Below are 25,184 nucleotides of genomic sequence, written 5' to 3' on the forward strand. Positions count from 1 at the left end.
GCGGCCGGTACTGGAGTGGCCCGGCCATGAGACCGATCGACCGTCCGTCCGCCCCCGTGCGTCCTGCCGCCTGGCCGGTGGTCGGCGCGGGCGTGATCGCGCTGGCCGTGGCCATGGGGATCGGCCGCTTCGCCTTCACGCCCCTGATGCCGCTGATGATGCGCGACGGCACCCTCACGGCCGCCATCGGGGCGGAGTGGGCTGCGGCGAACTATGTCGGCTATCTCGCCGGGGCGCTCACGGCGTCGCTCTTCGCGGGCCATCCCTGGCGGGGGTTGGCCGCGAGCCTCCTCGGCGTGGCGGCGACGACCCTGGCGATGGCCCTGGCCGACGGAGGCGCATCGGATCTCCTCGGCGCCTCCCTGAGAGCCTTCGCGGGCCTGTTCAGCGCGTGGTCGCTCATCTGCGCCAGCGGGTGGTGCCTCCCGGAACTGGCCCGGCGGGGGAGACCCCAGCGGGGCGCCTGGATCTTCACGGGCGTCGGGGCCGGCATCGCGCTGGCCGGAGCCCTCGCATGGCTCGGCGGGCGCCAGCCGGCCCGGACCCTCTGGGTCGAACTCGGCCTCCTGGCGGCGCTGGGCGCCCTGGCCGTCCTATTGCTGCCGCGGGGGCAGGGCACGACGCCCACCGACCCGGCGGAGCGGGAGGCGGCGGCCACCGCGCGGGCGCCGGGCCGGGGCACCGCGGGCCTGATCCTGTGCTACGGCACCTTCGGCTTCGGCTACATCGTGCCGGCGACGTTCCTGCCGGCCATGGCCCGGGCGATGACGCCCGATCCCCTGGTCTTCGGCCTCGCCTGGCCGGTCTTCGGCCTGGCCGCCGCCCTCTCGGTGGCGGGCGTGGCGGGATGGCTGCCGCGCGTGTCGCGCCTGCGCCTCTGGGCGACGGTGCAGGGCGTCATGGCGCTGGGCACGGCCTTGCCCCTGGTCTCACGGACCCTGTGGGCGGTGACGGCCTCGGCGGTGCTGGTGGGCGGGACCTTCATGGTGGCCACCATGGCCGGGCTGCAGCTCGCCCGCGAGGTGCGCCCCGACGACCCGACCCCCTTGCTCTCGCGGATGACCGCCGCCTTTGCGGCCGGGCAGATCGCGGGGCCGCTCCTCGTCCGCGCCCTCGGGGGCGGCCAGGAAGCCCTGACCCTCACCGGCGCCCTGGCGACGCTCCTCCTGCTGCTGACGGCCGCGTGGCTGTGGCGCGAGGGGCGGCGGGGGGCCTGAGGCCTCGCCCCGTCAATCCCGAGCCCTGCTGTGGGCCGCCTTGTAGACCGCGTCGCGATCCCTGCGGCCGACCGCCACGACGAGGACAAGCAGTTCGCCGTCCCGCACTTCATGGACCAGCCGGTAGCCCGCACCGCGAAGCTTGATCTTGTAGCGCTCCTTCGTCCCGTGCAGGTGGACGGAAGGAATTTTCGGGTTCTCGAGCCGCTCGATGAGCCTTGCCTTGAACTGGTCTCGTATCGTGGCACCGAGCGTGCGCCACTCCTTCAGCGCCTCATCGAGGAAGGCGAGCTCATAGCTCATCGAGGGAGACCCGGCGGATCGCCTGCCCCTCCCTGGCATCGTCGAGGGCGTTCAGTTCCAGGTCCTCGAGCCGCTCCAGCAACGCCTCATAGGCCCGGCCGGGATGCAATTGAAGGCCGGCTCGTTGCGATTGAGGATCGCGACGGGACATCCGTCCCCGGCGGCCACCGTGCCCATCGGGTTCTTCTTCAGGTCCGAAATGCTGGCGACGGTCGTGGCATGAACGGCATGAGGCATGGAGCGCGCTCCCCTTCGTACCCGTCCTGGCACCATAAACTGGTCATGATGAGGATGGCCTCAGCCCAATCCCCCCATCGCCCGCACCAGGGCCCATTCCTCCGCACTCACCGGCTGCACCGAAAGCCGCGAGTTGTTGACGAGCACCATATCCTTGAGCGCCGCCTCGGCCTTGATCGCGTCGAGGGTGACGGGGATCGTCATCGGTTCGACGGCCTTGACGTCGACCATGCCGAAGCGGCCCGTCTCGTCGGTATGGTCGGGGTAGTAGGGACGGATCACCTCCACCACGCCGACCACCGCCTTGCCCTCGTTCGAGTGGTAGAAGAACCCCTGCTCGCCGACCTGCATGGCCATCAGCTGCTTCTTGGCGAGGTGGTTGCGCACGCCGTTCCAGAAGGTGCCGGCCTCACCGGCCGCGACCTGCTGCTCCCAGGACCACGTCGCGGGTTCGGACTTGAACAACCAGTACGCCATCGGGGTCTCACGAACGTCATGGGTGTCCAGCGGGCCGAGCCCTCTGGCGGGTGCAGCAGGGCGGCGCCCTGCGATGCCAGGGGCTTTGCCCCTGGACCCCACCACAGGACTCGTCCTTTGGGATCCCTGGTTTCTTCAATCCATTTCGCCGCGTAGCGGGCGGGCGAGAAGCCTCGCGGCGACCGTATCCACATCGGTCTGCCCCGCCACCAGGGCGGCGACCGCCTCGGCCACCGGCATCTCGACGCTCCGTGCCTTCGCGAGGCCCGTCAGCGCCGCCGCCGTGAAGGCGCCCTCGGCGAGCTTGCCGCCGGAGGCCTCCTCCGGGCTCGCCCCGGCGCCGAGGCGCTGGCCGAAGGCGAAGTTGCGCGATTGCGGCGAGCCCGCCGTCAGCACGAGGTCGCCGAGGCCCGACAGGCCCATCAGCGTCTCCGGCCGCCCGCCGAAGGCCCGGGCGAAGCGCATCAGCTCCGCGAAGGCCCGGGCGATGAGGGCGGCGCGGGCGCTCTCGCCCAGGCCCCGTCCGGCGACGATCCCGCAGGCGATGGCGAGCACGTTCTTGCCCGCCCCGCCGATCTCGACGCCGCGCACGTCGTCGGTGTGGTAGAGCCGGAAGGTCGGCCCCGAAAGCAGGGCCGAGAGCGAGGCCGCGAGGGCCGCATCCGTGCAGGCGAGCGTCACGGCGGTGGGCAACCCCCGGGACACGTCCGCCGCGAAGCTCGGGCCGGAGAGCACCGCCACCGGCGTCCCGGCGGGCAGCACCTCGGCGGCCACCGCACTCAGGAAGCTGTCGCTGCCGCGCTCGATGCCCTTGGCGCAGAGGATCACAGGCCCCGCGCCGGCCAGCGGCCCGGCGAGTTGCCCGAGCACCCCGCGCAGGGTCTGGGCCGGCACGACGAGGAGGGTGGCCCGTGCCCCCGCGAGGTCCTCCGCCCCCGCCGTCGCCCGGACGGACCCGTGCAGCGGCACGCCGGGCAGGTAGCGCGCATTCTCCCGCTGCGCCTGCATCCGCGCGGCGGCCTCCGCATCGCGCAGCCACAGGGTGACGGGATGGCCGGCGGCGGCGGCCGCGTTGGCGAGCGCCGTGCCCCAGGCCCCGCCGCCGACGACGTTCACGGACGTGCTCATGCGGGCAGATCCAGTCTGTACAGGACGTGCGCCTTCAGCGGCCCCACCGGCACCGCAGGATGGTCGAACGTTCCGGAAAAGCTCATGCCGAGGCGCTCCATCACCTTCCGCGAACGCCGATTGCCCTCGGCCGTGAAGGCGATCACCGCACCGACGCCGCAGCGAGTCGAAACGTCCGCCAGGGCCAGCCGGGCGCCACGGGTCGCAAGCCCCTGTCCCCAGGCATCCCGGGCCAGCCGCCACATCAACTCGACGGGCGAGTCGCGCTCCCGGCCGCCCGGAAGGGGGAGGGGGTGACGCAGTCGCGCGGCACCGACGAAGCCGACGAAGCGCCCGGTCCACTCGACCGCCCACGGCCCGAACCCGTTCTCAGCGAACGATCCGTCGAGGAACCTGGCTTGAGCCCGGCTCACATCTTCGGGGAAGGGCGCAGGACAATAAGCCATCACCTCCGGATCGGCGTTGAGCGCCGCGAAGGCGGTCTCATCGTCCGGCTTCCAGCGGCGCAGCCGAAACCCGTCGCCTTCGAGAGTCGTCGGCGGGGGGGCCACCCGCAGCTTCCCCCGCCACGCCAGGGAGCGCCGGTTGAGGGCGGCGAGGTCGGCCTCACCGGCGAGGACCCTCTCGCCGAGCGCGATGGCCGCCTCCAGCCGGTCGGCGGGCATGTTCGCGTGGGCGGGCGGCCTGACGTGGTCGCGCCAGGGGCCGCCGCAGGCATGGTCGAGCAGGATGCGGGCGAAGCAATGGTCGAGGCGCACCGGCCAGTCCGGGCGGCTCCGCGCGGCCTCCGGCAGGCGGCGCTCCGCGAGGTCGCGCCACACGGCGCGCCGGTCGGAGACGGGCGCCGCGCTCATGCGGCGGTCACGGGCGCCGACTCCACCGCGAGGGACCAGCGGGGCCGGGCCGGCGCGGTGAGGTCGTCCACGAGGCCGAGCCGCAGGCGCTCCAGCCCCGCCCAGGCAATCATCGCGCCGTTGTCGCCGCAGAGGGCGAGGGGCGGGGCCACGAAGGCGAGCCCGGCCTCGCCGGCGAGGGCGGCGAGGGCCCGGCGGATGGCGCCGTTGGCCGCGACGCCGCCGGCGGCGACGAGGGCGGTGGGCCGCCCCGCCACGTCCGAGAAGCCGCGCAGGGCCACCCGCGCCCGGTCGATCACCACGTCCACCACGGCGGCCTGGAAGCCGGCGCAGAGGTCGGCCACGTCGCGCTCGGCCAGCGGCGCGATGCGCTCGGCCTCGATCCGCAGGGCGGTCTTGAGGCCGGAGAGGGAGAAATCCGCGGTCCGCCGCCCGAGCATCGGCCGGGGCAGGGCGAAGCGCTCGGGGTCGCCGTCCTCCGCCATGCGCTCCACCGCCGGGCCGCCGGGATAGCCGAGCCCCAGGAGCTTGGCCGCCTTGTCGAAGGCCTCGCCGATGGCGTCGTCGATGGTGCCGCCGAGGCGCACGTAATCGCCGACCCCGCGCACGGCGACGAGCTGGGTGTGGCCGCCAGAGGCCAGCAACAGCAGGTAGGGGAAGTCGAGCCCGTCCGTCAGCCGGGCGGTGAGCGCGTGCGCCTCCAGGTGGTTCACTGCGAGCAGCGGCTTGTTGGCGACGAGCGACAGGGTCTTGGCCGTGACGAGGCCGACGAGCACCCCGCCGATCAGCCCCGGCCCCGCCGCCACGGCGATGCCGTCGAGGTCGGCGAGCGACGTCCCCGCCCGCTCCAGTGCGCGGGCCACGAGGCGGTCCAGCACCTCCACATGGGCGCGGGCGGCGATCTCGGGGACGACGCCGCCATAGACGGCGTGCTCGGCGATCTGGCTCAACACCTCGTTCGAGCGGATCTGCGGCATCCCGTCGGGATCGACGGAGACCACCGCGGCGGCGGTCTCATCGCAGGTGGTCTCGATGCCGAGCACGGTCTTCACGTCGCGAACTCCCCGGGCGTCCGGGCGCCAGTCTACCCCGGATTGTGCGCATCCGCCCCGCTCCATTCGGAGACGGGGCGGTCGGATGGACAAAAATCAGTCGACGGCGACCATCACGTCGGAGGCCTTCACCACGACATAGGCCGGGCCGCCGGTGACGAGCTTGAGGCTCTCGACCGCCTCGTTGGTGATGGCGGCCGTGACGACCTGGCCGGGGCTGATCTCGATCTTCACATGCGCCGTGGTGGCGCCCTTCTCGATCGAGACGACCGTGCCCTTGAGAACGTTGCGTGCGCTGATCTTCATGGTGTCGGGGTTCCCTCAGCCGCGCCGGGGCGGCGTCGCGGCGGGTCCTACCCCATCGGGCGGCGGGGGGCGACCCGCCCCGTGCGCGCCATCGCGCCTTCACGCGCCGGTTGCGTCGATCTCGTCCTCGCCCGGCTCCTCGCCTTCCTCCTCCGGGATGGGCTTGGCCCCCCAGCCGTCCAGGGTCTGGTTGAGGTCGTCGAGGATGAAGTGCCTGGCGCTGTCCCGGTCGTATCCCTCCGCGAGGAGGTCGTCGTAATCGGTGAAGACGTGCCGGGCATAGGCGATCAGGGCGAGGCGCGCGGCCGTCTCCGGCGCGGCCTTGCGCAGGCCGGGGCTCGCCAGCGCCCGGTCCACCACCGCCCCCGATTCGAACGCCGGCAGGCGCGGGGCAAGGCGGGCGAGGGCCTCCGTCACGGCGGTGCGGCGGTCCGGTACCGTCGGTCGAGGGGGCGGCTTCACGACCGGTGCGGCGGCTCCTGCAACGCCCGTTCGATCGCCAAACGCATGAATCGCTGGGTTGGCATCCCCGCCTGCTCGGCGCGAGCGCGCACCGCATCGAGGAGACTCTCGGGCAGGCGCAAACTCACGGACTTATCCTTGCGCCGCAGTTCGAAGCGCACAGGCACCATGTCCGAGAAGTCGTAGTCGGCCAGATCGGCAGAAGCCACGAACTCCTCGGCAGCCTTATCGCTGTCCAGAACCGGAAACGGCATTTTCATAATGGTCGATCTCCTTCCTGTGCATGTATCGGGCACTCAACGGTCGGATGAGTTGCAACCCGCTCCGGCGACGCCACGTGAACACCACGAAGACATACCGCCCCTCCAGGGTCCTTCCGACTGCACGGAAGCGAACCTCCCTGATTGGATAAGAGTCCGGACCGACCCATAGGACGCCTGCGAAAGCCGCCTCGATTTCAGGGATCGACAGGCCGTGCTTACGGCACTTGTCCCGATTACCCTCATCCCAATCGAAACCATCGGCCTCGATCCGGCCCGTCCCTCAACCAAAGATGTAGTGCTTTTGCAGATACATTCGCAATGCCGGATCGAGAGGGCCGGCTCGCCAAAGCAAAAGGGGCCGCCCGAAGGCAGCCCCCTGTATCCGTCAGGCTGGGAAGGACCTCAGCGCGAGTAGAACTCGATCACGAGGTTCGGCTCCATCTGCACCGGGTACGGAACCTCGGAGAGGCCCGGCACGCGGGTGACGCGGGCGGTCATCTTGGCGTGATCGACCTCGATGTAGTCCGGCACGTCGCGCTCGGCGAGCTGGCTCGCCACGATGACGATCTCGAGCTGGCGGGAGGATTCCTTGACCTCGATGAGGTCGCCGGCCTTCACCTGATAGCTCGGGATGTTGACGCGCACGCCGTTCACCTTGATGTGCCCGTGGTTCACGAACTGGCGGGCGGCGAAGGGGGTGGCGACGAACTTGGAGCGGTACACCACGGCGTCGAGGCGGCGCTCGAGCAGGCCGATCAGGTTCTCGCCCGAGTCGCCGCGCAGGCGAATCGCCTCGGCGTAGTAGCGGCGGAACTGCTTCTCGGTGATGTTGCCGTAGTAGCCCTTGAGCTTCTGCTTGGCGCGCAGCTGCGTGCCGAAGTCGCTCATCTTGCCCTTACGGCGCTGGCCGTGCTGGCCGGGGCCGTACTCGCGGCGGTTCACGGGGCTCTTCGGGCGGCCCCAGATGTTCTGGCCCATGCGGCGGTCGAGCTTGTGCTTGGCCTGAATCCGCTTCGACATGACTTCGCGTCCTCTCGTGACGAGATAGGAGGAACGCGCCCTCCTCTTCCCGGAGCCTCGGGGCCCGGGACGACAGGGCGGCACGAGGCCGGCCCACGGGTGCGCGTGCAAAAACGCCGCGGGGCCCCGTTGAGGAGCCCCGTCGACGGCCGGTTCCATACGGGAGACAGGGCATCGGGTCAACTGTCAGCCCATCTCCTCCCAGGACACCCGCCCGACGCCGGGCGCCGCGCGCAGGCCCTCGACGAGCCGGAGGGACCACGCCGTCTCCTCGCCGCGAAAGGCGCCGACGCAGCGCAGCCGCGCTGTCCCGGCGGCTTCCTCTAGGCAGCGGGAGCGGATGCCGAGCCCCATCGCCTCGAGGCGGCCGAGGAGGGCGGCATGGGAGATCTCGCGGGGATCGAACTCCACCGTCACCGTGCCGTAGCTGCGCTGCTTGAGCGCGGTCTCGACCCAGCCGAGCCCCTGGAGGGTGACGAGGGTCAGGCCCGTCGCGCAGAGGCCGAGTCGCCACGCCCCGGCCCCGAAGCACAGGCCGATCACCGTCACCAGCCAGACCGTCGCCGCCGTGGTGACGCCCCGGACGATGCTGCCCTGCTTCAGGATCGTGCCCGCGCCGATGAAGCCGATGCCCGCGAGGACGCCCTGGGCCAGGCGCATCAGGTCGAGGCGGAACAGCGCGTTTCCGGTCGTGCCGGTCTCGGCCAGCAGCCAGACGCCGAGCTGCATCGCCGTGCAGGCGGCCACGCAGAGCAGGACATGGGTGCGCAGGCCCGCCGGGTGGCCGACCTCCTCCCGGTTCCAGCCGAGGAGGAAGGCCGCACCGAAGCTGAGCGCGAGGCGCGTGAGGAACACCTCGATCGTGGGATCGACGAGCATCGTGGCGGGATCGACCTCAGAGGTAGGCGGCGAGGCTCTTGTCGCGGGCCACGTCCCGGCAATGGGCGAGGTAGCCGCTCTGGTGCAGGCCCATCAGGTCGGTGACGGAGGACCAGAGCCAGTGCGGGGCCCGCTCGTGCCAGCCGTCGGCCTCGACGCAGGCCCGCCAGCGGCGCAGATCCTCCGGGGACAATTGCCGCCCGTGCGCCCGGCCGACCACCGCCGCGAGGCTGCGGGCCACCCGCACCCCCTCGTCCTTCGAGAACTGCTCGGCGACGATCTTCAGGTCCTGCGGCAGCAGTTCCCGCACGATCACCGGAGTCTCCCCGATCCGGCCGGCGATCATCCGCTCGCCCAGCGCCGGGGACAGGGCGCGGGCACCCTCCACCACGCGTTGCGCGAGGTCGTCGGGAAGGAGCGCGCCCTCGGCCGCCGGGGCGAGGTAGGGCACCGCCTCCTTCACGTCGATCAGCGCCACCTTGGACCGGTCCTTCGCCCCCGCGACGCGCACGAGTCCGGCGAGGCGCATCTTGCCCAGGGACGAGCAGCCCTTGATCCAGTAGGCGGCGTCGATGAGGCTCAGCTCCCCGCCGCCGTCGGGCCCCAGGCCGAGGACCCGGTCGCGGAAGCCGGGCGTGCCCAGGAGCGCCTCGAAGGCCGCCCTCTCGTCCGCCGACAGGTCGAGGAAGCGCTTGCCCCGGGGCAGGCGGGCAGACTTGCCGCGCAGGCGCTCCTCCGACAGATGGCGCCAGCGGCGGCCCAGCGCCTGGCGGCGGGTGGTCTCGACGATGGCCGATTCCCCGTCGTCTTCGCTCTCCCGGTCCGGCGTGGCGAGGCCCGCGACGTAGCCCAGGGCGATCGCCTCGATCATCCGCGCCACGGCGATGCCGGAGAGGGGCGCCGTGAGGCCCGCCGTCACCAGCGAGAGGGTAAGCCGCACGAGGTCGTAGGCGGGGTTGGCGATCACCGTCTGGTCGAGGTCGCGGATCTGCATCCGCACCCGCCCCTCGGAATCGGCCAAGGCCCCGATGTTGCCGAGGTGGCAATCGCCGCAGATCCAGATCGGCGGTCCCTCGGGCAGGGTGCCCGGGGGGAAGTCCGCCAGCCACTCGTAGAACCGGGCGGTGGAGCCGCGCACGTAGGACAGGGGCGAGGCGGCGATCTTGCATAGCCGCCGCGACCGCAGGAGTTCCGCCTCGCGGCCGATTTCCGGCCGGACATGGACGTTCATCGCGCGCCTGAGCCCCCGTACCCGACGCCCGCCTCAGGGAGCCGGTGTCGTCGATCCGTCATCTAGGACTCAACCTGGGCGGCGATATTAAATTTTCCGTCAGAGGCGGGATTAAAAGGACGCAGGGGCGATACGGGCGCCATTCGGGACCCATCGCTGCCTTGCGAACTCAATCGTCCTTGCGAGCCAAAGTGAAGCGATTGGGGGCTGCGTCGCCTTTGGAAACGGCCCGCTCACCCTGGATTGCTTCGCTGCCGCTCACAAAGACGGAGCGGGCGGCGGGTCCGAAATCCGCCTACGTCACCACGCTCGGCTCGGCCCGGCCGGTGCGCGGCGCGATCTCGGCGATGGCTTGCGCGGCGACGACGACGGGGGCCAGCACCTCGGCCACCGGCCGGTCGAGGCGGGCGGGGTCGTTCTCGTAGCGCTCCAGGTAGACGCGGAGCGTCGCCCCGGCGGTGCCGGTGCCGGAGAGGCGGAACACCACCCGCGCATCCTCCGCGAAGGCGATGCGCAGGCCCTGGCGCTCGGTGAGGGAGCCGTCCACCGGGTCGCGATAGGCGAACTCGTCGGCCGCCGAGACGGTGAGGTCGCCGATCCGCGTGCCCGGCAGGCCAGGCAGCTTCTCGCGCAGCGCCTGCATCAGGCCGTTGGCCGCGTCGGCATCGACCTCCTCGTAGTCGTGGCGGGCGTAGTAGTCGCGCCCGAAACGCTGCCAGTGGGCGCGCACCAGGGCGTCGGCCCGCTCGCCCGTGGCGGCGAGGATGTTGAGCCAGAGCAGGACCGCCCAGAGGCCGTCCTTCTCGCGGACATGGTTCGAGCCGGTGCCCGCGCTCTCCTCGCCGCACAGGGTGATGAGGCCCGCGTCGAGAAGATTCCCAAAAAATTTCCAGCCGGTGGGCGTCTCGTAGGCGGGGATGTTCAGCGAGGCCGCGACCCGGTCGGCGGCGCGGCTCGTGGGCATGGAGCGGGCGACGCCCTTCAGGCCGCCCGCATAGCCCGGTGCCCGGTGGGCGTGGGCGGTGAGCAGGGCGAGGCTGTCGCTCGGCGTCACGAACAGGCCGGGCGCCACGATCATGTTGCGGTCGCCGTCGCCGTCCGAGGCGGCGCCGAAATCGGGGGCGTCGGGCCCCTGCATCAGGTCGTAGAGGTCGTGGCAATGGACCGGGTTCGGGTCCGGGTGGTGGCCGCCGAAATCTTCCTTCGGCACGGCGTTGACCACCGTGCCCTGCGGCGCGCCGAGCATGCCCTCGAGGATCGCCGTAGCGTAGGGGCCGGTCACGGCGCTCATCGCATCGAAGCGCATGCGGAAGCCGGAGGCGAAGAGCTTGGAGACCGCCGCGAAGTCGATGAGTTCCCGCATCAGCTCGGCATAGTCGGCGACCGGGTCGATCACCTCCACCGCCATGGCGCCGAGGCGCGTCTCGCCCAGCGTGTCGAGGTCGAGGTCCGGCGCCTCCACCAGGGTGAACCTCGTGATTGCCTTGGCGCGCGCGAAGATGGCGTCGGTCAGGGATTCGGGCGCCGGGCCGCCGTTGGCCGCGTTGAACTTGATGCCGAAATCACCCTCCGGCCCGCCGGGATTGTGGCTCGCCGAGAGGATGATGCCGCCGATCGCCCTGTGCTTGCGGATGACGCAGGAGGCGGCGGGCGTGGAGAGCAGGCCGCCGCGCCCGACGAGCACCCGCCCGAACCCGTTGCCCGCGGCGAGCTTCAGGATGGTCTGCACCACCTCGCGGTTGAGGAAGCGCCCGTCGCCGCCGAGCACGAGGGTCTTGCCCTCCCTGTCGGGGATCGAGTCGAAGATCGCCTGGACGAAGTTCTCGACGTAGTGCCGCTGCCGGAACACCGGCACCTTCTTGCGCAGGCCCGAGGTGCCGGGCTTCTGGTCGGGGAACGGCGTCGTCTCGATCGTCGTCAGCGTCATGGGCACGGGCCTCCGGGCGTTCGGCCTGATGGATCGGGGCTCTTGTGCCCGGCCGCAGGGACGGCGTCACCCGTGATGACGGATGTTTCCTGAACGATCCTTGAGGGTGGTTACGGGCCAGCATTCGCCCTTTCGCACGCGAGGGCCGCCGTATCCCCTCTCCCCGCCTGCGGGGAGAAGCCCGTTTGCACCCTGTCGTGCGAACGGGACGCGCAGGCGAAGCCGGAGCGGCGGTGAGGGGGCTTCCCGGGCGAGACTCCTCCGGCTCTCCCCCTCTCCCCCGGCTGCCGCCTTGCCTCGCCGCCGACGAGGGGGGCTCGGCCCTCTCCCCGCAAGCGGGGAGAGGGGATGTTCACTCCGCCGCCTCGCGCGTCTCGTAACCAAGCCGCCCGTTCAGCTCGCGGATCAGGTGCACCGCCGCCTCGGCGATGACCGTGCCCGGCGGGAAGATCGCCGAGGCGCCCGCCGCGCGCAGGGCGTCGTAGTCGCCCGGCGGGATGACGCCGCCCACCGCGATCATCACGTCGTCCCGGCCCTGCTCGGCGAGCGCCGCCTTCAGTTCGGGCACCAGCGTCAGGTGGCCCGCCGCGAGGGAGGAGACGCCGACGATGTGCACGTCGTTCTCCACCGCCTGCCGGGCGGCCTCGGCCGGGGTGGCGAAGAGCGGCCCGATATCCACGTCGAAGCCGAGGTCGGCGAAGGCCGAGGCGATGACCTTCTGGCCACGGTCGTGCCCGTCCTGACCCATCTTGGCGACGAGGATGCGCGGGCGGCGCCCGTCCGCCTCCTCGAAGGCCTCGACCAGGGTGCGGACTTCCTCGACCACCGGCGACATCGTTCCCACCTCGCGCTTGTACACCCCGGAGATCGAGCGGATCTCGGCCCGGTGGCGGCCCCAGGCCTTCTCCAGGGCCTCGGAGATCTCGCCCACCGTCGCCTTCGCCCGGGCCGCATCGACGGCGAGTTCGAGCAGGTTCTCGCTGCCCTCGGCCGCCTTGGTGAGGGCCTCGAGCCGAGCCGTCACGTCGGCCTCGTCGCGCTCGGAGCGCAGGCGCTTGAGCTTGTCGATCTGGAGGCGGCGGACGTTGCCGTTGTCGACCCGCAGCAGGTCGATGGCCATCTCGTCGTCGGCCCGGAACTTGTTCACGCCCACGATGGTCTGGCGGCCGGAATCGATCCGCGCCTGGGCGCGGGCGGCGGCCTCCTCGATGCGCAGCTTGGGGATGCCCGCCTCGATGGCCTTGGCCATGCCGCCGAGGCCGTCGACCTCGCGGATGTGCTCCCAGGCCCGGGCCACCATGTCGGCGGTGAGCTTCTCCACGTAGTAGGAGCCGCCCCACGGATCGACGATCCGGGTGGTGCCGCTCTCCTGCTGGAGGAAGAGCTGCGTGTTGCGGGCGATGCGGGCCGAGAAGTCGGTGGGCAGGGCCAGCGCCTCGTCCAGCGCGTTGGTGTGGAGCGACTGGGTGCCCCCTTGGGTCGCCGCCATCGCCTCGATGTTGGTGCGGGTGACGTTGGTGAACACGTCCTGCGCGGTGAGCGACCAGCCGCTGGTCTGCGAATGGGTGCGCAGGGCCAGCGACTTGTCCGACTTCGGATCGAACTCCTTCACGAGCTTCGCCCAGATCAGGCGGGCCGCCCGCATCTTGGCGACCTCCATGAAGAAGTTGGTCGAGATCGCCCAGAAGAACGACAGGCGCGGGGCGAACTGGTCGATGGTCAAGCCGGCCGCGAGGCCCGCCTTGATGTACTCGACGCCGTCGGCCAGCGTGTAGGCGAGTTCGAGGTCGTTCGTCGCCCCGGCCTCCTGCATGTGGTAGCCGGAAATCGAGATCGAGTTGAACTTCGGCATGTTCTTCGACGTATAGGCGAAGATGTCCGAGATGATCCGCATCGACCCCTTCGGCGGGTAGATGTAGGTGTTGCGGACCATGAACTCCTTCAAAATGTCGTTCTGGATCGTGCCCGCGAGCTTGTGGGGCGGCACGCCCTGCTCCTCGGCGGCGACGATGTAGAGGGCGAGGATCGGCAGCACCGCGCCGTTCATGGTCATCGACACGGTCATCTCGTCCAGCGGGATGCCGGAGAAGAGCGTGCGCATGTCGTAGATCGAATCGATCGCCACGCCCGCCATACCGACATCGCCGGAGACGCGGGGATGGTCCGAATCGTAGCCCCGGTGGGTGGCGAGGTCGAAGGCCACCGAGAGGCCCTTCTGTCCCGCCGCGAGGTTGCGCCGGTAGAAGGCGTTCGAATCCTCGGCCGTGGAGAAGCCGGCATATTGCCGGATCGTCCAGGGTTGGGTGACGTACATCGTCGGGTAGGGGCCGCGCAGGAAGGGCGGCAGGCCGGGCCACGTGTCGAGGAACTCGATGCCCTCGCGGTCCTCGGGGCCGTAATGCCCCTTCACCGGGATCCCCTCCGGCGTCATCCAGGGCTCGACCGCGGGGGGGGTCGGGATCGCCAGCGGGTCGCCCGAGAGCGGCAGAGCGGCGAAATCCGGGATGCGGGAGGTCATGGCGTGACTCGTGTCGGTTCTTGTCATGCCATTATAGCCGCGCCTCGGGCGCGGGCTACTCCCCCAAAGATTGTCCTCTCGTCGGCCCCCCCGTCGAGGGTCCGGCCGGGCGCCCGGCCAGTCGGAACAGGCCGAAGGCGGCCAGCATCAGCGCCAGACCGTACCATGTGACGGCGTAGACGAGGTGGTTGTTGGGGAAGGACACCACCGTCAGCCCGCCCACCGGCCAGCCGCCGGGATTGGGCGCCGCATCCGCATCGACGAAGTAGGGGGCGACCTCCGCGAGCCCCCGGGCGGCGGCGATGGCCGTCACGTCCCGGGAGTACCAGCGGTTCTGCGCGGGAGCGTTGGAGCGGAGGAAGGCGCCATGGGGCTCGGTGAGGCGCAGGAGCCCCGTGACCGTCACCGGGCCCTCGACCTGCCCCGCCTCGCGGGCGGCCGGCTCCCTGCGGTCCCCCGGCACGAAGCCGCGGTTCACGAGGACGAGGGTGCCGTCGTCCCGGCGAAGCGGCGTGATCACCCAGAAGCCGGCGCCGTAATCGGTCACCGCCTGAACCAGCGTCTCCCGGTCGTGGAGGAACCGACCCGACAGCGTCACGTGGCGGTAGGCGTCGCCGGGGCCGATCCCGGCCCAGACGGGCGGGGAGGGTGCCGGGACGGGGGCCGCGTGGACGCGCGCCTCCGTCGTGGCGATGAGATCGAGCTTCCAGGCGCGGCGCTGGACCTGCCACGTGCCCAGCCCGACGAGGACGAGGCAGACGAGGGCGGCGCCGAGGCCGAACACGATCCGTCGGAGCGGGGAGGGGGCATCCCCCTCCGCCGGGCGCGGGACCGGGGCGGTCACCGCATCTTGTTCATCATCTCGTGGCCGGACATCGGCATCATGTTCCGGTTCATGTGGTACATCACCCACACCGAGCCCGAGAGCATGATGACCACGAGCGTGATCGTGAAGATCAGCGCCATGAAGGTCCAGCCGCCCTCCGACTTCGTGCTCATGTGCAGGAAGTAGACGACGTGCACCACCATCTGCACGCCGCCGAGCGCCAGGATGACCAGCGTGGTGACGAGGCTGTTGTCGAGCACGTTGCCCATCACCAGCCAGAAGGGGATCACGGTCAGGATGACCGAGAGGACGAAGCCCGTCACGTAGGACTTGACGGAGCCGTGCCCCCCTTCGGTGTGGACGTGCCCGTGGTCGTGCGATCCGTGCCCGTGGGCCGCGTGGCCCGGGGCGAGGTGGCCGGTCTCGGCGCTCATTCGAGCACTCCCATCAGGTAGACGACGGTGAACACCCCGATCCAGATCAGGTCGAGGAAGTGCCAGAACATCGACAGGCACATCAGGCGGCGCTTGTTGGCCGCGACGAGCCCGTACTTCTGCACCTGCACCATCAGCGTCACGAGCCAGAGGATGCCGAAGGAGACGTGCAGCCCGTGGGTCGAGACGAGGGTGTAGAAGGAGGACAGGAACGCGCTGCGCCAGGGCGGCGCACCCTCGTGGAACAGGTGGACGAACTCCCGGATCTCCAGCGCCACGAAGGCGACGCCGAACAGGCCGGTCACGGCCAGCCACATCTGGGTCCTGCGCTGGTTGTCCTTGTCCATCTCCAGCATGGCGAAGCCGTAGGTGATGGAGGAGAACAGCAGCATCGCGGTGTTCACCGCGATGCCGGTCAGGTCGAACAGGTCCTTGGGCGCCGGACCCGCCGCGTAGTTGCGCCCGAGCACGCCGTACGTCGCGAACAGCGTCGCGAAGATCAGGCAGTCGCTCATCAGGTACAGCCAGAACCCGAGCATCGTCGAGCCTTCGCTGTGGTGGCCCTCCTCGTCGGTGACGAAGAAGACCGGCGCAGCCGTCCCGGGGGGTGCGGTGTCGGTGTGCATCATCGGATCACGCCAGCTCCAGTTCGCGCGTCCGCTTCGCCTCTTCCCGCGAGACGGCCTCGGCGGGGATGTAGTAGTCGCGGTCGTAGTTGAAGGTGTGGACGATGGCGGTCGCGACGAGGGCCACGAAGGACAGCGCGGCGAGCCACCAGACGTACCAGACCAGCGCGAAGCCGCAGATGAAGCTCAGGAGGGCGAGGATCGCCCCCGAGGCCGTGTTCTTCGGCATGTGGATCGGCTGGTAGCCGGTGAGCGGACGGCTGAAGCCGCGGGCCTTCATGTCCCACCACGCGTCGGAATCGTGCACCACCGGCGTGAAGGCGAAGTTGTAGTCCGGCGGCGGCGAGGAGGTGGACCATTCGAGCGTCCGGCCGCCCCACGGGTCGCCCGTGTGGTCGCGCAGTTCCTCGCGACGGCGGATCGAGACGACGAACATGATGACCTGGCAGGCGATGCCGGCGGCGATCAGCAGGGCGCCGAAGGCGGCGACGATGAACCACGGCTGCAGCGACGGATCGTCGAAATGCTGCATCCGGCGGGTCACGCCCATCAGGCCGAGCACGTAGAGCGGCATGAAGGCGACGTAGAAGCCCGACACCCAGAGGTAGAGGGCCATCTTCCCCCAGAACTCGTCGAGCTTGAAGCCGAAGGCCTTGGGGAACCAGAAGGTCACGCCCGCGAACATGCCGAACAGCACGCCGCCGATGATCACGTTGTGGAAGTGCGCGATCAGGAACAGCGAGTTGTGGAGCACGAAGTCGGCCGGGGGCACGGCCAGCAGCACGCCGGTCATACCGCCGATGACGAAGGTGACGATGAACGCGACCACCCACATCATCGGCACGTCGAACCGGATGCGGCCCCGGTACATCGTGAACATCCAGTTGAAGATCTTCGCCCCCGTGGGGATCGAGATGATCATCGTCGTGATCCCGAAGAACGAGTTCACGTCGGCGCCCGAGCCCATGGTGAAGAAGTGGTGCAGCCACACGAGGTAGGCGAGGATGGTGATGACCACCAGCGCGTAGACCATCGAGGTATAGCCGAACAGCCGCTTGCCGCAGAAGGTCGAGGTAACCTCCGAGAACACGCCGAAGGCCGGCAGGATCAGGATGTAGACTTCAGGGTGACCCCAGATCCAGATGAGGTTGAAGTACAACATCGTGTTGCCGCCGAGGTCGTTCGTGAAGAAGTGCAGCCCGAGGTAGCGGTCGAGCGACAGGAGCACGAGGACGGCGGTGAGGATCGGGAAGGCGGCCACGATCAGGATGTTGGTGCACAGCGAGGACCAGACGAAGATCGGCAGCTTCATCATGGTCATGCCCGGCGCGCGCATCTTCACGATGGTCGCGATCAGGTTGATGCCGGACAGCGTCGTCCCGACGCCCGCGATCTGCAGGGCCCAGATGTAGTAGTCGACGCCGACGCCGGGGCTCATCGCCGCCCCGGACAGGGGCGGGTAGGCGAGCCAGGTCGCCCGGGAGAACTCGCCCACGAAGAGCGAGGTCATCACCAGCAGGCCGCCGGAGACGGTCATCCAGAAGCTGAAGTTGTTCAGGAACGGGAAGGCCACGTCGCGGGCGCCGATCTGCAGCGGCACGGCGAAGTTCATCAACCCCGTGACGAAGGGCATCGCCACGAAGAAGATCATGATCATGCCGTGGGCGGTGAAGATCTGATCGTAGTGGTGCGGCGGCAGGTAGCCCTGCTGGTCGCCGAAGGCGATGGCCTGCTGCGAGCGCATCATGAGCGCGTCGGCGAAGCCGCGCAGCAGCATGATCATCGCGAAGATGCAGTACATGATGCCGATCTTCTTGTGGTCGATCGACGTGACCCAGTCCCGCCACAGCGGGCCCCAGAAGCGGAAATAGGTGATCGTGGCGAGCACGGCGACACCCACCACCGCCACGGCGGCGAAGGTGCCGATGAGGATCGGCTCGTGATACGGGATCTGGTCGAGGGTGAACCGACCGAAGATCAGCTGCTGGAGATTGACGTTATCGAACATTGAATCCGACCGTTCAGAAGGTTCGAAGGCGACCGTCGCGTCGGATGATAGATATCCCTCGCGCCGGCCCGCCTCACTGGTTCACTTCGTCACTGGTTGAGTGCCGCTACTGACCGATTTGCTTCGGCGCGACCGCACCGTCCTTCGCCCCGTCCTTGGACGGCGCACCGCCCGCGTCCGGTTGAGCTTTCCCGGGCTCGGGGCCGCGCGAGTCGGGGTTGCCCATGTCGGGCCGGGGTTTCATGCCCTCCGGCTGGGTCTGCCCGTGGGCGCCCCGGTCGGTGGCCGGCCCCGTCGCGCCGGGGGCCTCGTGACCCTCCCGGGCGAAGTGGTTGTCGTAGCGCAGCCGTTTGTAGGCCTCCTCGGCCTCGGGGCCGGACTGGCCGCCCCGGGCGTCGATGGCCATCATCTCGGAGACGCACATCTGGCCGGGCTTGGGGCACAGGCCGAGGATCTTGCCGTAGAGGCCGTCCGCATAGGACTTGAAGTAGCGGGCGGGCTCGGATTCCGTCGGCTCGGTGAGCTTCAGGTAAGCCTCCTGACTCAGGTCGGACCCGTCAGCCTTCGCCTTAGCCACCCAGCCGTCGAAGTCCTTCTCCGCGAGGCCGCGGAACTTGAAGAACATGTTCGAGAAGCCGGCGCCGCTGTAATGGGCCGAGCGCCCCTCGGAATCGCCGACCTTGTTGATGACGGCGTGGAGCCTCGTCTCCATGCCGGGCATGGCGTAGATCATGCCCGCGAGCGTCGGCACGTAGAACGTGTTCATCACGTCGGTGGCGGTGATCTTGAAGGCGACCGGCCGGTCCACCGGCAGGGCGAGGTCGTTGACCGTGGCGATCCCGTATTGCGGGTAGATGAACAGCCACTTCCAATCCATCGCCACCACTTCGACCTGAAGCGGCTCGACTCCCGCCGGGATCTCGCGCTTGGCGTCGATGCGGGTCAGCGGCCGGAACGGGTCGAGGGTGTGGGTGCCGATCCAGGTGAGGGCGCCCAGCGCGATGATGATGAGCAGCGGCGCGGTCCAGATCAGCACCTCGAGCTGGGTCGAGTGGTGCCAGTCCGGATCGTAGATCGCCTTCTCGTTGGTGGCCCGGTAGTGCCACGCGAAGAACAGCGTCACGGCGATCACCGGCACGATGATCAGGAGCATCAGCCCCGTCGAGGCCAGGACGAGGTTGCGCTGCTGCTCCGCCACGAAGCCGCCCGGCTGCATCACCACCATGTTGCAGCCGCCGAGCAGCGCCAGCGCCGGCAGGGCGAGGAGCGGCCTCAGGCGGCGCCCGAGGCCGCGCGGGGCCTCCGGCCGGGGCACGGCACCCCGAAGCACGGCCGCACCGGCAGCGGCCTCATTCCGGTCCGGTGGAAGGGTCGACACACTCACTGCTCTCGTCTCATCATCCCATGCCGCGGCTGCGGCCTTGGCGGCCGGGAGATCCGGCCCCGCGACATCCGCGGCGCGACCGCGCCGCCGGCTCCCCCACGCGACGTCCGCTCCGTCACACCTGCCGCAGCTCCGACCGGTCGATGAACAGGGCCGCCAACGAGCAGACCGCGCCGGAGAGGAGGTAGACCCCTACCACGGCGAGGCCGAACTTCTCCGAGAGGTAGAGGGCCACGAGGGGCGCGAAACCCGCGCCGAACAGCCACGCGAAGTCCGAGGTCAGCGCCGCGCCGGTGTAGCGGTACTGCTTGCCGAGGCGGGCGGTGACGGCGCCCGAGGATTGGCCGTAGGCGAGGCCCAGCAGCATGAAGCCCGTGGTCACGTAGATGGTCTGGCCGATGGCGCTCTCGCCGAAGAGCAGCGGCGCCCCGATCGAGCCCAGGGCGAAGAGGCCGATCAGGCCCGCGCTCATCATCAGGCAGGCGCGGCGGCCGATCTGGTCGGCGATGAGGCCGGAGGCGGCGACGGCGCCCGCGCAGATGATCGCCCCCGAGAACTGCACCATCAGGAACTCGCCCGGCGACCGGTCGGTGTTGAGGGTCAGCCACGCGATCGGGAAGATCGTCACGAGGTGGAACAGGGCGAAGGCCGAGAGCGGCACGAAGGCGCCGAGCAGCACCTCCTTGAGGTGGCTGCGGAACAGATCCAGCACCGGCACCGGGCGGAGCCTGTCGGCATCCATCATCCGCACGAACTCGTCCGTCGCCACGAGGCGCAGGCGGGCGAAGAGGGCCACCACGTTGATGGTGAAGGCGCAGTAGAAGGGGAAGCGCCAGCCCCAGTCGATGAAGTCGTCGGGCGCGAGGTTGACGATGAAGAAGGAGAACAGGGCGCTCGCGACCATGAAGCCGATCGGCGCGCCGAGCTGCGGCAGGCTCGCGTACCAGCCGCGCCGGTCCTTCGGCGCGTTGAGGGCGAGCAGCGAGGCGAGCCCGTCCCAGGCGCCGCCCAGCGCCAGGCCCTGCAGGATGCGCAGGCCCGCCAGCAGGTAGACCGCCGAGATGCCGATCGAATCGTAGCGGGGCAGGAAGCTGATCGCGGCGGTGGAGCCGCCGAGCAGGAACAGGGCGGTGGTGAGCTTCACCCCGCGCCCGTGGCGCCGGTCGATCGCCATGAACAGCGCCGTGCCGAAGGGCCGGGCCGCGAAGGCGAGGGCGAAGATGCCGAAGGCGTAGAGCGTGCCGGTCTGCGCATCGACGAAGGGGAAGAACACCTTCGGGAACACCAGCACGCAGGCGATGCCGAAGACGAAGAAGTCGAAATACTCGGACGTGCGGCCGATCACGACGCCGATGGCGATCTCGCTCGGCGCGACCCGGTGGTCGGCCATCGCGCGTTGTGCGTCACGCTCGAGGCCCGTGCTCGAGGAAAGGGAAGAATTCGCGCTCATTCGCCGGCTGCTGCCCTCGTCGCCCGTCGCGATTCCGACCGGATGCCTCTTGATGCAACTCGTGCCCGGCCGCAACCGCTGCTGCAAGCATGGCGGACCCGCATTCGCTGTGCGCACCGCGGCATACGCGACAATGTGTTCGCGAGTTCGGGCGAAGCCGCCCGTTCGACTGTTCAGCCGTCCAACCCGCGGGATGAACGATTGTTCGCCAACCGCGCCGCCCACACAAGCTCGGGCGGAGGTGAATGCACCGCGGCGAACCGTCTCCGCGTCACACGCGGTAATGGGCCGAGAGCCGCGACAGGTTCGGGTTGTAGTAGGGATCGGCCCGCAATTCCCCTCCCCAGCGGCCAAGCATCACGCGCGTCTCGCCCTCGAACCGGGCCTTCTTCTCGGGCGTGTCCTCCGGGCCGCGGCTCTTCGATTCGTGGTGGATGAGGCTGGCGAAGGGCGTCCAGACGATCCGGTAGCCGGCCGCGCGGACCTTCAGGCAGAGATCGACGTCGTTGAAGGCCACCTTCAGCGCCTGCGCGTCGAACCCGCCGACCTGCGCGAACACCTCGGCCCGCATGGCGAGGCAGGCGCCGGTCACCGCCGAGACCTCGTGGGCGATCCTCATGCGGGCGAAGTAGCCGGGCTCCGAATCCGGCACGCCGAGATGGCTGTGCCCGGCGACGCCGTCGATGCCGAGGACGATCCCGCCATGCTGGATCGTCCGATCCGGGTAGAGGAGCTTCGCGCCCACCGCGCCGATCTCCGGCCTCACCGCCTGCCGCACCAGCTCGGTGAGCCAGTCCGGCCCGATGACCTCGATGTCGTTGTTCAGGAACAGGAGAACCGGGCCGGTCGCCGCCGCCGCGCCGCGGTTCGACAGGTCGGAGAAGTTGAAGGGGCCGGGGACGGGGAGGACCCGCACCCTGCCGTCCCCGGCGAGGGAGGCGAAGAGGGCCGCCGTGGCCGGCTCGCGGCTGTCGTTGTCGACGACGACCACCTCGATCGCCGGATAGTCGGTCCGGGCGAGGAGCCCGTCGAGGGTCACGGCCAGGAGGTCGGCCCGGTCGCGGGTGGGGATGATCACCGAGACCGGGGGCGGGGGCGCGGGCAGGGGGTGGACGAGGCGGTTGAAGCCCTCCGGTCCGCGCTCGGCGCGGGCCCCCGAGCCGGCGACGACCTCGGCGAGGGCGCGCAGCCGCGCCGCCTCCGCCTGGGCGAGGGCCCGGTCGGAGAAGGTGCCGGACCCCCCGGCGGCCCGCCAGTGGTAGAGGATCCGCGGGATATGGCGGATCCTGGCCGGATCGAGCCCGGCGGTCAGCCGCAGGAGCAGATCGTGGTCCTGGCTGCCCTCGAAGCCCGGCCGCAGGCCGCCGAGGTGCCGGAGGGCGTCCGTGCGCACGGCCGTGAGGTGGTTGATGTAGTTCTGGGCGTACAGCAGCTCCCGGTCGAAATCCGCCTTGAAATGCGGCTCGAACCGGCGGCCGCGCCCGTCGATCTTGTCCTCGTCGCTGTAGATGAGGACGAGGCCGGGATCCTCCCGCGCCGCGCGGGCGACCTCGAACAGGGCATCCTCGGCGAGGACGTCGTCGTGGTCGAGGAAGACGCACCAGGGGCCCTTCGCCTGCGCCAGGGCATCGTTGGTGGCCCGGGCGATGTGACCGTTCTCCGGCCGGCGGACGACCCGGATCCGCGGATCCGCCGCCGCCTCGCGGGCGAGGAGGGCGGTCACGGCCGGATCGGTCGAGGCGTCGTCGACGGCGCACAACTCCCAATGGGGATAGAGCTGGGCGCGCAGGGAGGCGATGGCGGCCCGCAGGACCTTCGGCGCCGGGTTGTGGACCGGCATCAGGACGGAGACGACCGCTGGATCCGGCCAGGACGCGACGAGGGCCTGGATCGCCGCCCGCTCCGCGGCATCCCGCCGGTGGGCGCGGGCCCAGGCTGGGTAGCCGCCATCCCGGCGGCGGTGCAGGGCCCGTTCCACGAACCCCCGGGCGCGGACCTTCTTACCCTGGACCCGCCAGGACAGGGCGGACAGAGCGAGCCCCGGATCCCGCCGGGCGGCGCGTCCGAGGAGCGCGAGGCGGCCGAGGCGCCGGAGCCGGACGGCCTCCAGGGGGAGGGGACCCCGCCCGAGGCGGGTGGCGATGCGCAGGGCCGCCGCCTCGGGCGGCACCCGGCCGGTCCAGGCGAAGACGCCGCCCCGCCGCGCTTCTTCCGCGAGGAGGGCCCCCGGTCGCCCCTCCGCGTCGAGGAAGCTGAGGGCGAAGCCCGGCACGGCGAGGGCGGGATCGGTCGAGAGGATCAGGTCGATCCAGCGTCCCCCGAGGCCCGACAGGTCGAGGTGGAGGCCGTCCGCCTCCTGCCGGAGGGACCGGTCGGGCAGGACCCGGAGCGCCATCGCTCAGGCCTTCCAGCTCTTGTCGATCGTGTCCTTCACCGCATCGGAGAGCGCCACGTCGAAGACCAGCATCTCCTGCACCGCCTTGACGCCGCGGAGCCGGTCGGCGAGCGCCAGGGTCTCGGGGGAGGCGAGCGGCGCGGGCGGCGTCGGCCCGCTGAGGCCGAGGCGGTCCATCAGGGCCGAGGCGAAGGCCTCGAAGCGCCCGTGGTGCCCGACGATGCCGATCCGCGCGAGCACCTCGATGGCGGCGATCGAGTGGCCGGGGAAGAGCGGGTCCTCCGGCATCCGGGTGCCGAGCTGGCGGGTGAGGGGGTTGTACAGCAGGCGGTAGGCCGGCTCCGGCAACATGCGGAAGTAGTGCTTCAGGCTGCGCGGGTCCGTGAGGTCGCAGGCGGCGGTGAAGCGCACCGCCTCGGTGAGGCCCCCGAGGCGCCACGCACGGTCCGGATCCGCGGCCTCCTCCGCCCGGGCCTTCAGCCAGAGCATCCGGCTCGCCATCTCCACGATCGGCTCGTGGAGCAGGATGCCCGTGAGCATCTGGTCCGGGGTCATGAAGCCCTCGTAGCGCGGCACGGTGACGGCGCCGGACATGAAGCACGAGGGCATCATCCGCGTGGCGAGGATGCTGGTGGCGATCTCGTCGGAGAGGCGGTGCAGGCCGAAATAGCTGTGCCGGAAATGGGGGAAGAGGACGGCCTGGAGCGTCGATTCCGGCTCGATGCCGGTGTTGATGAGCAGAACCCGCTGCTCCACGCACTCCGTCTGCGGCGAGCGCCGGTAGATCCGCACGTTGGTGTCGGCGTCGTAGAGTTCGAGGTCGCGCAGGGTCGAGAGGCCGGGCACCTCCGCCTCGGTGAGTTGGAAGGTGCATTGGCCGGTCGAGTGCCAGCCGCTCTGCCGGAAGGCTTCATCGACCAAGGAGGCGGGAATCTCGGCGATGCGCCGCCCTTCGCCGACCACGACCATGCGGCTGATGGCGAGGGGGTTGTCGGGCACGATCCAGCAGCGGATGGACTGGCCGTCGTCGTGATCGATGTGAAACCGCATGCTCCGATCTTCACCTCGTCCGCGCCGCGCCGGAGCGGGGATCGGCCATCGACGGCCGGCCTTCGGCGGGGCTTTGGCGCAGGGCGGAAGGCGCCCTCGCCCGGGCGGCGGCGCCGAGGCGCGGACTTATAGGAGCGGGCGGGCCTCCACAATACGACCGGCCCGCATCCCGCCGGCCCGATCCGGTTCGCAGGTTCCCGCTTGCGCCCCCCGGCATCACCGGCTATAGCCCCCGCCCACCGGCACCGAACGGCGGCCGGCCCGGTCGCGTCGCCGCAGGCGACGGTCGGAACGGAGACGTAGCACAGCGGTAGTGCATTCCCTTGACATGGGAAAGGTCACAGGTTCGATCCCTGTCGTCTCCACCATCTCCAACGGGCCCGTCCCGAACTGCCCATCCGCCACGCGGATGGTACGCCCTCCCGCCGATCGCCCTCAACGCTCCGCCCGGTAGGCCGCGATCATCCCGGGCGTGATATCTTTCGCATAGCAGAGCGGCGCATAGCCGCCGGGCCGGAGATAGGCCGCGCGCTTGCCGCAGGACGAGCCGTTGCGGGCGCTCTGATACGGACAGGCGCAGGGGCCGGGATAGGCGGCGATGGATCGCGCGATCAGCAGCTTGGCGATGGCGGCGGCATCCGCGGCCGGAGCGGCCTTCGCCGCCCGCGTCTCCGGCGCGGCCCCGCTACCGGCCTCCGGCTCGGGCGGCGCGTCGCGCAGGCGCCTGGCCTGGACCCATCCCTCCCGCCGCGTGAGCGTGTGCCGCACATGGGTCCAGGGGCCGCTCCGGCCCAGCACCTCGACGGATTGACCGGGCCCGTACCGGTCGAGGATCGCGCCCCCGTCCTGCGGCTCGGCCCGGAGCGGGACCCCGCGTCCCGCGATATACCGGACTTCGCCGGCTGCCCGCGCGATGGGCGCCGGACTTCCCATGCGGACCGGGACGACGGGCGCGGGCGCGGCGAAGGCCGCCGGAACGAGCGGAGCGGGCGCGGGGTCCGGGGACGCGGATCGCAGTGCGACAGGTTGCGCGGTCGGGACCGCGTCGCGGGATGCCGGAGCGGGCGGGACCGACGGGTCCTTCCCGCCGGACAGGAGCGCGAGGATCAGAACCGGGACGGCCAGGAGTCCGAACGG

General features: G+C 70.5%; 24 protein-coding genes and 1 tRNA gene. 2 read left to right on the forward strand and 23 right to left on the reverse strand.

Annotation, left to right across the window (positions count from 1 at the left end; all coding sequences use genetic code 11):
- Positions 1-26 precede the first annotated feature (26 nt).
- A complete protein-coding gene (locus MFF06_RS06340) occupies positions 27-1,217 on the forward strand; it encodes a YbfB/YjiJ family MFS transporter (RefSeq protein WP_238202176.1) in 1,191 nt (396 codons plus the stop codon).
- Between the two features lie 12 nt (positions 1,218-1,229).
- Here MFF06_RS06340 and MFF06_RS06345 read toward each other — a convergent pair whose 3' ends face one another.
- From MFF06_RS06345 to MFF06_RS06455, 22 genes are all read right to left on the reverse strand, one after another.
- A complete protein-coding gene (locus MFF06_RS06345) occupies positions 1,230-1,520 on the reverse strand; it encodes a type II toxin-antitoxin system RelE family toxin (RefSeq protein WP_238202177.1) in 291 nt (96 codons plus the stop codon).
- 297 nt (positions 1,521-1,817) lie between these two features.
- Positions 1,818-2,234 carry an EVE domain-containing protein gene (locus tag MFF06_RS06355; protein WP_238202178.1) on the reverse strand — a complete coding sequence of 139 codons (417 nt, stop codon included), beginning with the start codon at positions 2,232-2,234 and terminating at the stop codon, positions 1,818-1,820.
- Between the two features lie 135 nt (positions 2,235-2,369).
- A complete protein-coding gene (locus MFF06_RS06360; RefSeq protein ID WP_238202179.1) occupies positions 2,370-3,362 on the reverse strand; it encodes an NAD(P)H-dependent glycerol-3-phosphate dehydrogenase in 993 nt (330 codons plus the stop codon).
- Positions 3,359-4,216: a GNAT family N-acetyltransferase gene (locus MFF06_RS06365; protein ID WP_238202180.1), complete on the reverse strand. Its 858-nt coding sequence runs from the start codon at positions 4,214-4,216 to the stop codon at positions 3,359-3,361. The genes MFF06_RS06360 and MFF06_RS06365 overlap by 4 nt, the downstream gene beginning before the upstream one ends.
- The gene (tsaD, locus tag MFF06_RS06370; RefSeq protein WP_238202181.1) at positions 4,213-5,268 is read right to left on the reverse strand and encodes a tRNA (adenosine(37)-N6)-threonylcarbamoyltransferase complex transferase subunit TsaD; all 1,056 of its coding nucleotides are present in this window, start codon (positions 5,266-5,268) and stop codon (positions 4,213-4,215) included. Before tsaD ends, MFF06_RS06365 begins: the two co-directional genes overlap by 4 nt.
- A 96-nt stretch (positions 5,269-5,364) precedes the next feature.
- Positions 5,365-5,574 carry a TOBE domain-containing protein gene (locus MFF06_RS06375; RefSeq protein ID WP_238202182.1) on the reverse strand — a complete coding sequence of 70 codons (210 nt, stop codon included), beginning with the start codon at positions 5,572-5,574 and terminating at the stop codon, positions 5,365-5,367.
- 99 nt (positions 5,575-5,673) lie between these two features.
- Positions 5,674-6,036: a DUF2293 domain-containing protein gene (locus MFF06_RS06380; protein WP_238202183.1), complete on the reverse strand. Its 363-nt coding sequence runs from the start codon at positions 6,034-6,036 to the stop codon at positions 5,674-5,676.
- Complete coding sequence (locus MFF06_RS06385) at positions 6,033-6,296, reverse strand: CopG family antitoxin (protein WP_238202184.1); 264 nt, start codon at positions 6,294-6,296, stop codon at positions 6,033-6,035. Before MFF06_RS06385 ends, MFF06_RS06380 begins: the two co-directional genes overlap by 4 nt.
- Positions 6,262-6,567: a BrnT family toxin gene (locus MFF06_RS06390; RefSeq protein ID WP_238202322.1), complete on the reverse strand. Its 306-nt coding sequence runs from the start codon at positions 6,565-6,567 to the stop codon at positions 6,262-6,264. Before MFF06_RS06390 ends, MFF06_RS06385 begins: the two co-directional genes overlap by 35 nt.
- 134 nt (positions 6,568-6,701) lie before the next feature.
- Complete coding sequence (rpsD, locus tag MFF06_RS06395) at positions 6,702-7,319, reverse strand: 30S ribosomal protein S4 (protein ID WP_238202185.1); 618 nt, start codon at positions 7,317-7,319, stop codon at positions 6,702-6,704.
- Positions 7,320-7,505: 186 nt separating this feature from the next.
- Positions 7,506-8,198: an MgtC/SapB family protein gene (locus MFF06_RS06400; RefSeq protein ID WP_238202186.1), complete on the reverse strand. Its 693-nt coding sequence runs from the start codon at positions 8,196-8,198 to the stop codon at positions 7,506-7,508.
- Positions 8,199-8,214: 16 nt separating this feature from the next.
- Positions 8,215-9,429, reverse strand: a complete 1,215-nt coding sequence (locus MFF06_RS06405) for a DUF2252 family protein (protein WP_238202188.1) — start codon at positions 9,427-9,429, stop codon at positions 8,215-8,217.
- Between the two features lie 295 nt (positions 9,430-9,724).
- Positions 9,725-11,356, reverse strand: a complete 1,632-nt coding sequence (locus MFF06_RS06410; protein WP_238202190.1) for an alpha-D-glucose phosphate-specific phosphoglucomutase — start codon at positions 11,354-11,356, stop codon at positions 9,725-9,727.
- A gap of 352 nt (positions 11,357-11,708) precedes the next feature.
- On the reverse strand, positions 11,709-13,874 hold the full coding sequence (gene scpA, locus MFF06_RS06415; protein ID WP_238202192.1) for a methylmalonyl-CoA mutase: 2,166 nt from the start codon (positions 13,872-13,874) through the stop codon (positions 11,709-11,711).
- A 55-nt stretch (positions 13,875-13,929) separates the two neighbouring features.
- Positions 13,930-14,718 (reverse strand): SURF1 family protein, encoded by a 789-nt coding sequence (locus MFF06_RS06420; RefSeq protein WP_370876640.1) that lies wholly within the window; start codon positions 14,716-14,718, stop codon positions 13,930-13,932.
- On the reverse strand, positions 14,715-15,134 hold the full coding sequence (cyoD, locus tag MFF06_RS06425; RefSeq protein ID WP_238202195.1) for a cytochrome o ubiquinol oxidase subunit IV: 420 nt from the start codon (positions 15,132-15,134) through the stop codon (positions 14,715-14,717). Before cyoD ends, MFF06_RS06420 begins: the two co-directional genes overlap by 4 nt.
- Positions 15,131-15,763: a cytochrome o ubiquinol oxidase subunit III gene (cyoC, locus tag MFF06_RS06430; protein WP_238202197.1), complete on the reverse strand. Its 633-nt coding sequence runs from the start codon at positions 15,761-15,763 to the stop codon at positions 15,131-15,133. Before cyoC ends, cyoD begins: the two co-directional genes overlap by 4 nt.
- Positions 15,764-15,767: 4 nt before the next feature.
- Complete coding sequence (cyoB, locus tag MFF06_RS06435; RefSeq protein ID WP_238202199.1) at positions 15,768-17,768, reverse strand: cytochrome o ubiquinol oxidase subunit I; 2,001 nt, start codon at positions 17,766-17,768, stop codon at positions 15,768-15,770.
- Positions 17,769-17,874: 106 nt separating this feature from the next.
- Positions 17,875-18,993, reverse strand: coding sequence for a ubiquinol oxidase subunit II (cyoA, locus tag MFF06_RS06440; protein ID WP_238202325.1), 1,119 nt, complete (start codon positions 18,991-18,993; stop codon positions 17,875-17,877).
- A 274-nt stretch (positions 18,994-19,267) separates the two neighbouring features.
- A complete protein-coding gene (locus MFF06_RS06445; protein WP_238202201.1) occupies positions 19,268-20,602 on the reverse strand; it encodes an MFS transporter in 1,335 nt (444 codons plus the stop codon).
- A 271-nt stretch (positions 20,603-20,873) separates the two neighbouring features.
- Entirely contained in the window at positions 20,874-22,997 is a 2,124-nt protein-coding gene (locus MFF06_RS06450; RefSeq protein WP_238202202.1) for a glycosyltransferase family 2 protein, read from the reverse strand.
- A 3-nt stretch (positions 22,998-23,000) separates the two neighbouring features.
- A complete protein-coding gene (locus tag MFF06_RS06455) occupies positions 23,001-24,047 on the reverse strand; it encodes a hypothetical protein (RefSeq protein WP_238202204.1) in 1,047 nt (348 codons plus the stop codon).
- Between the two features lie 293 nt (positions 24,048-24,340).
- Between MFF06_RS06455 and MFF06_RS06460 the strand changes: the two genes are divergently transcribed.
- Positions 24,341-24,415: transfer RNA gene (locus MFF06_RS06460), tRNA-Val, on the forward strand.
- A 67-nt stretch (positions 24,416-24,482) separates the two neighbouring features.
- Here the strand turns inward: MFF06_RS06460 and MFF06_RS06465 are convergent.
- Positions 24,483-24,980, reverse strand: coding sequence for an SH3 domain-containing protein (locus MFF06_RS06465; protein ID WP_238202205.1), 498 nt, complete (start codon positions 24,978-24,980; stop codon positions 24,483-24,485).
- Between the last annotated feature and the right edge of the window lie 204 nt (positions 24,981-25,184).

The organism is Methylobacterium aerolatum (assembly GCF_022179085.1).
Taxonomy (GTDB): domain Bacteria; phylum Pseudomonadota; class Alphaproteobacteria; order Rhizobiales; family Beijerinckiaceae; genus Methylobacterium; species Methylobacterium aerolatum.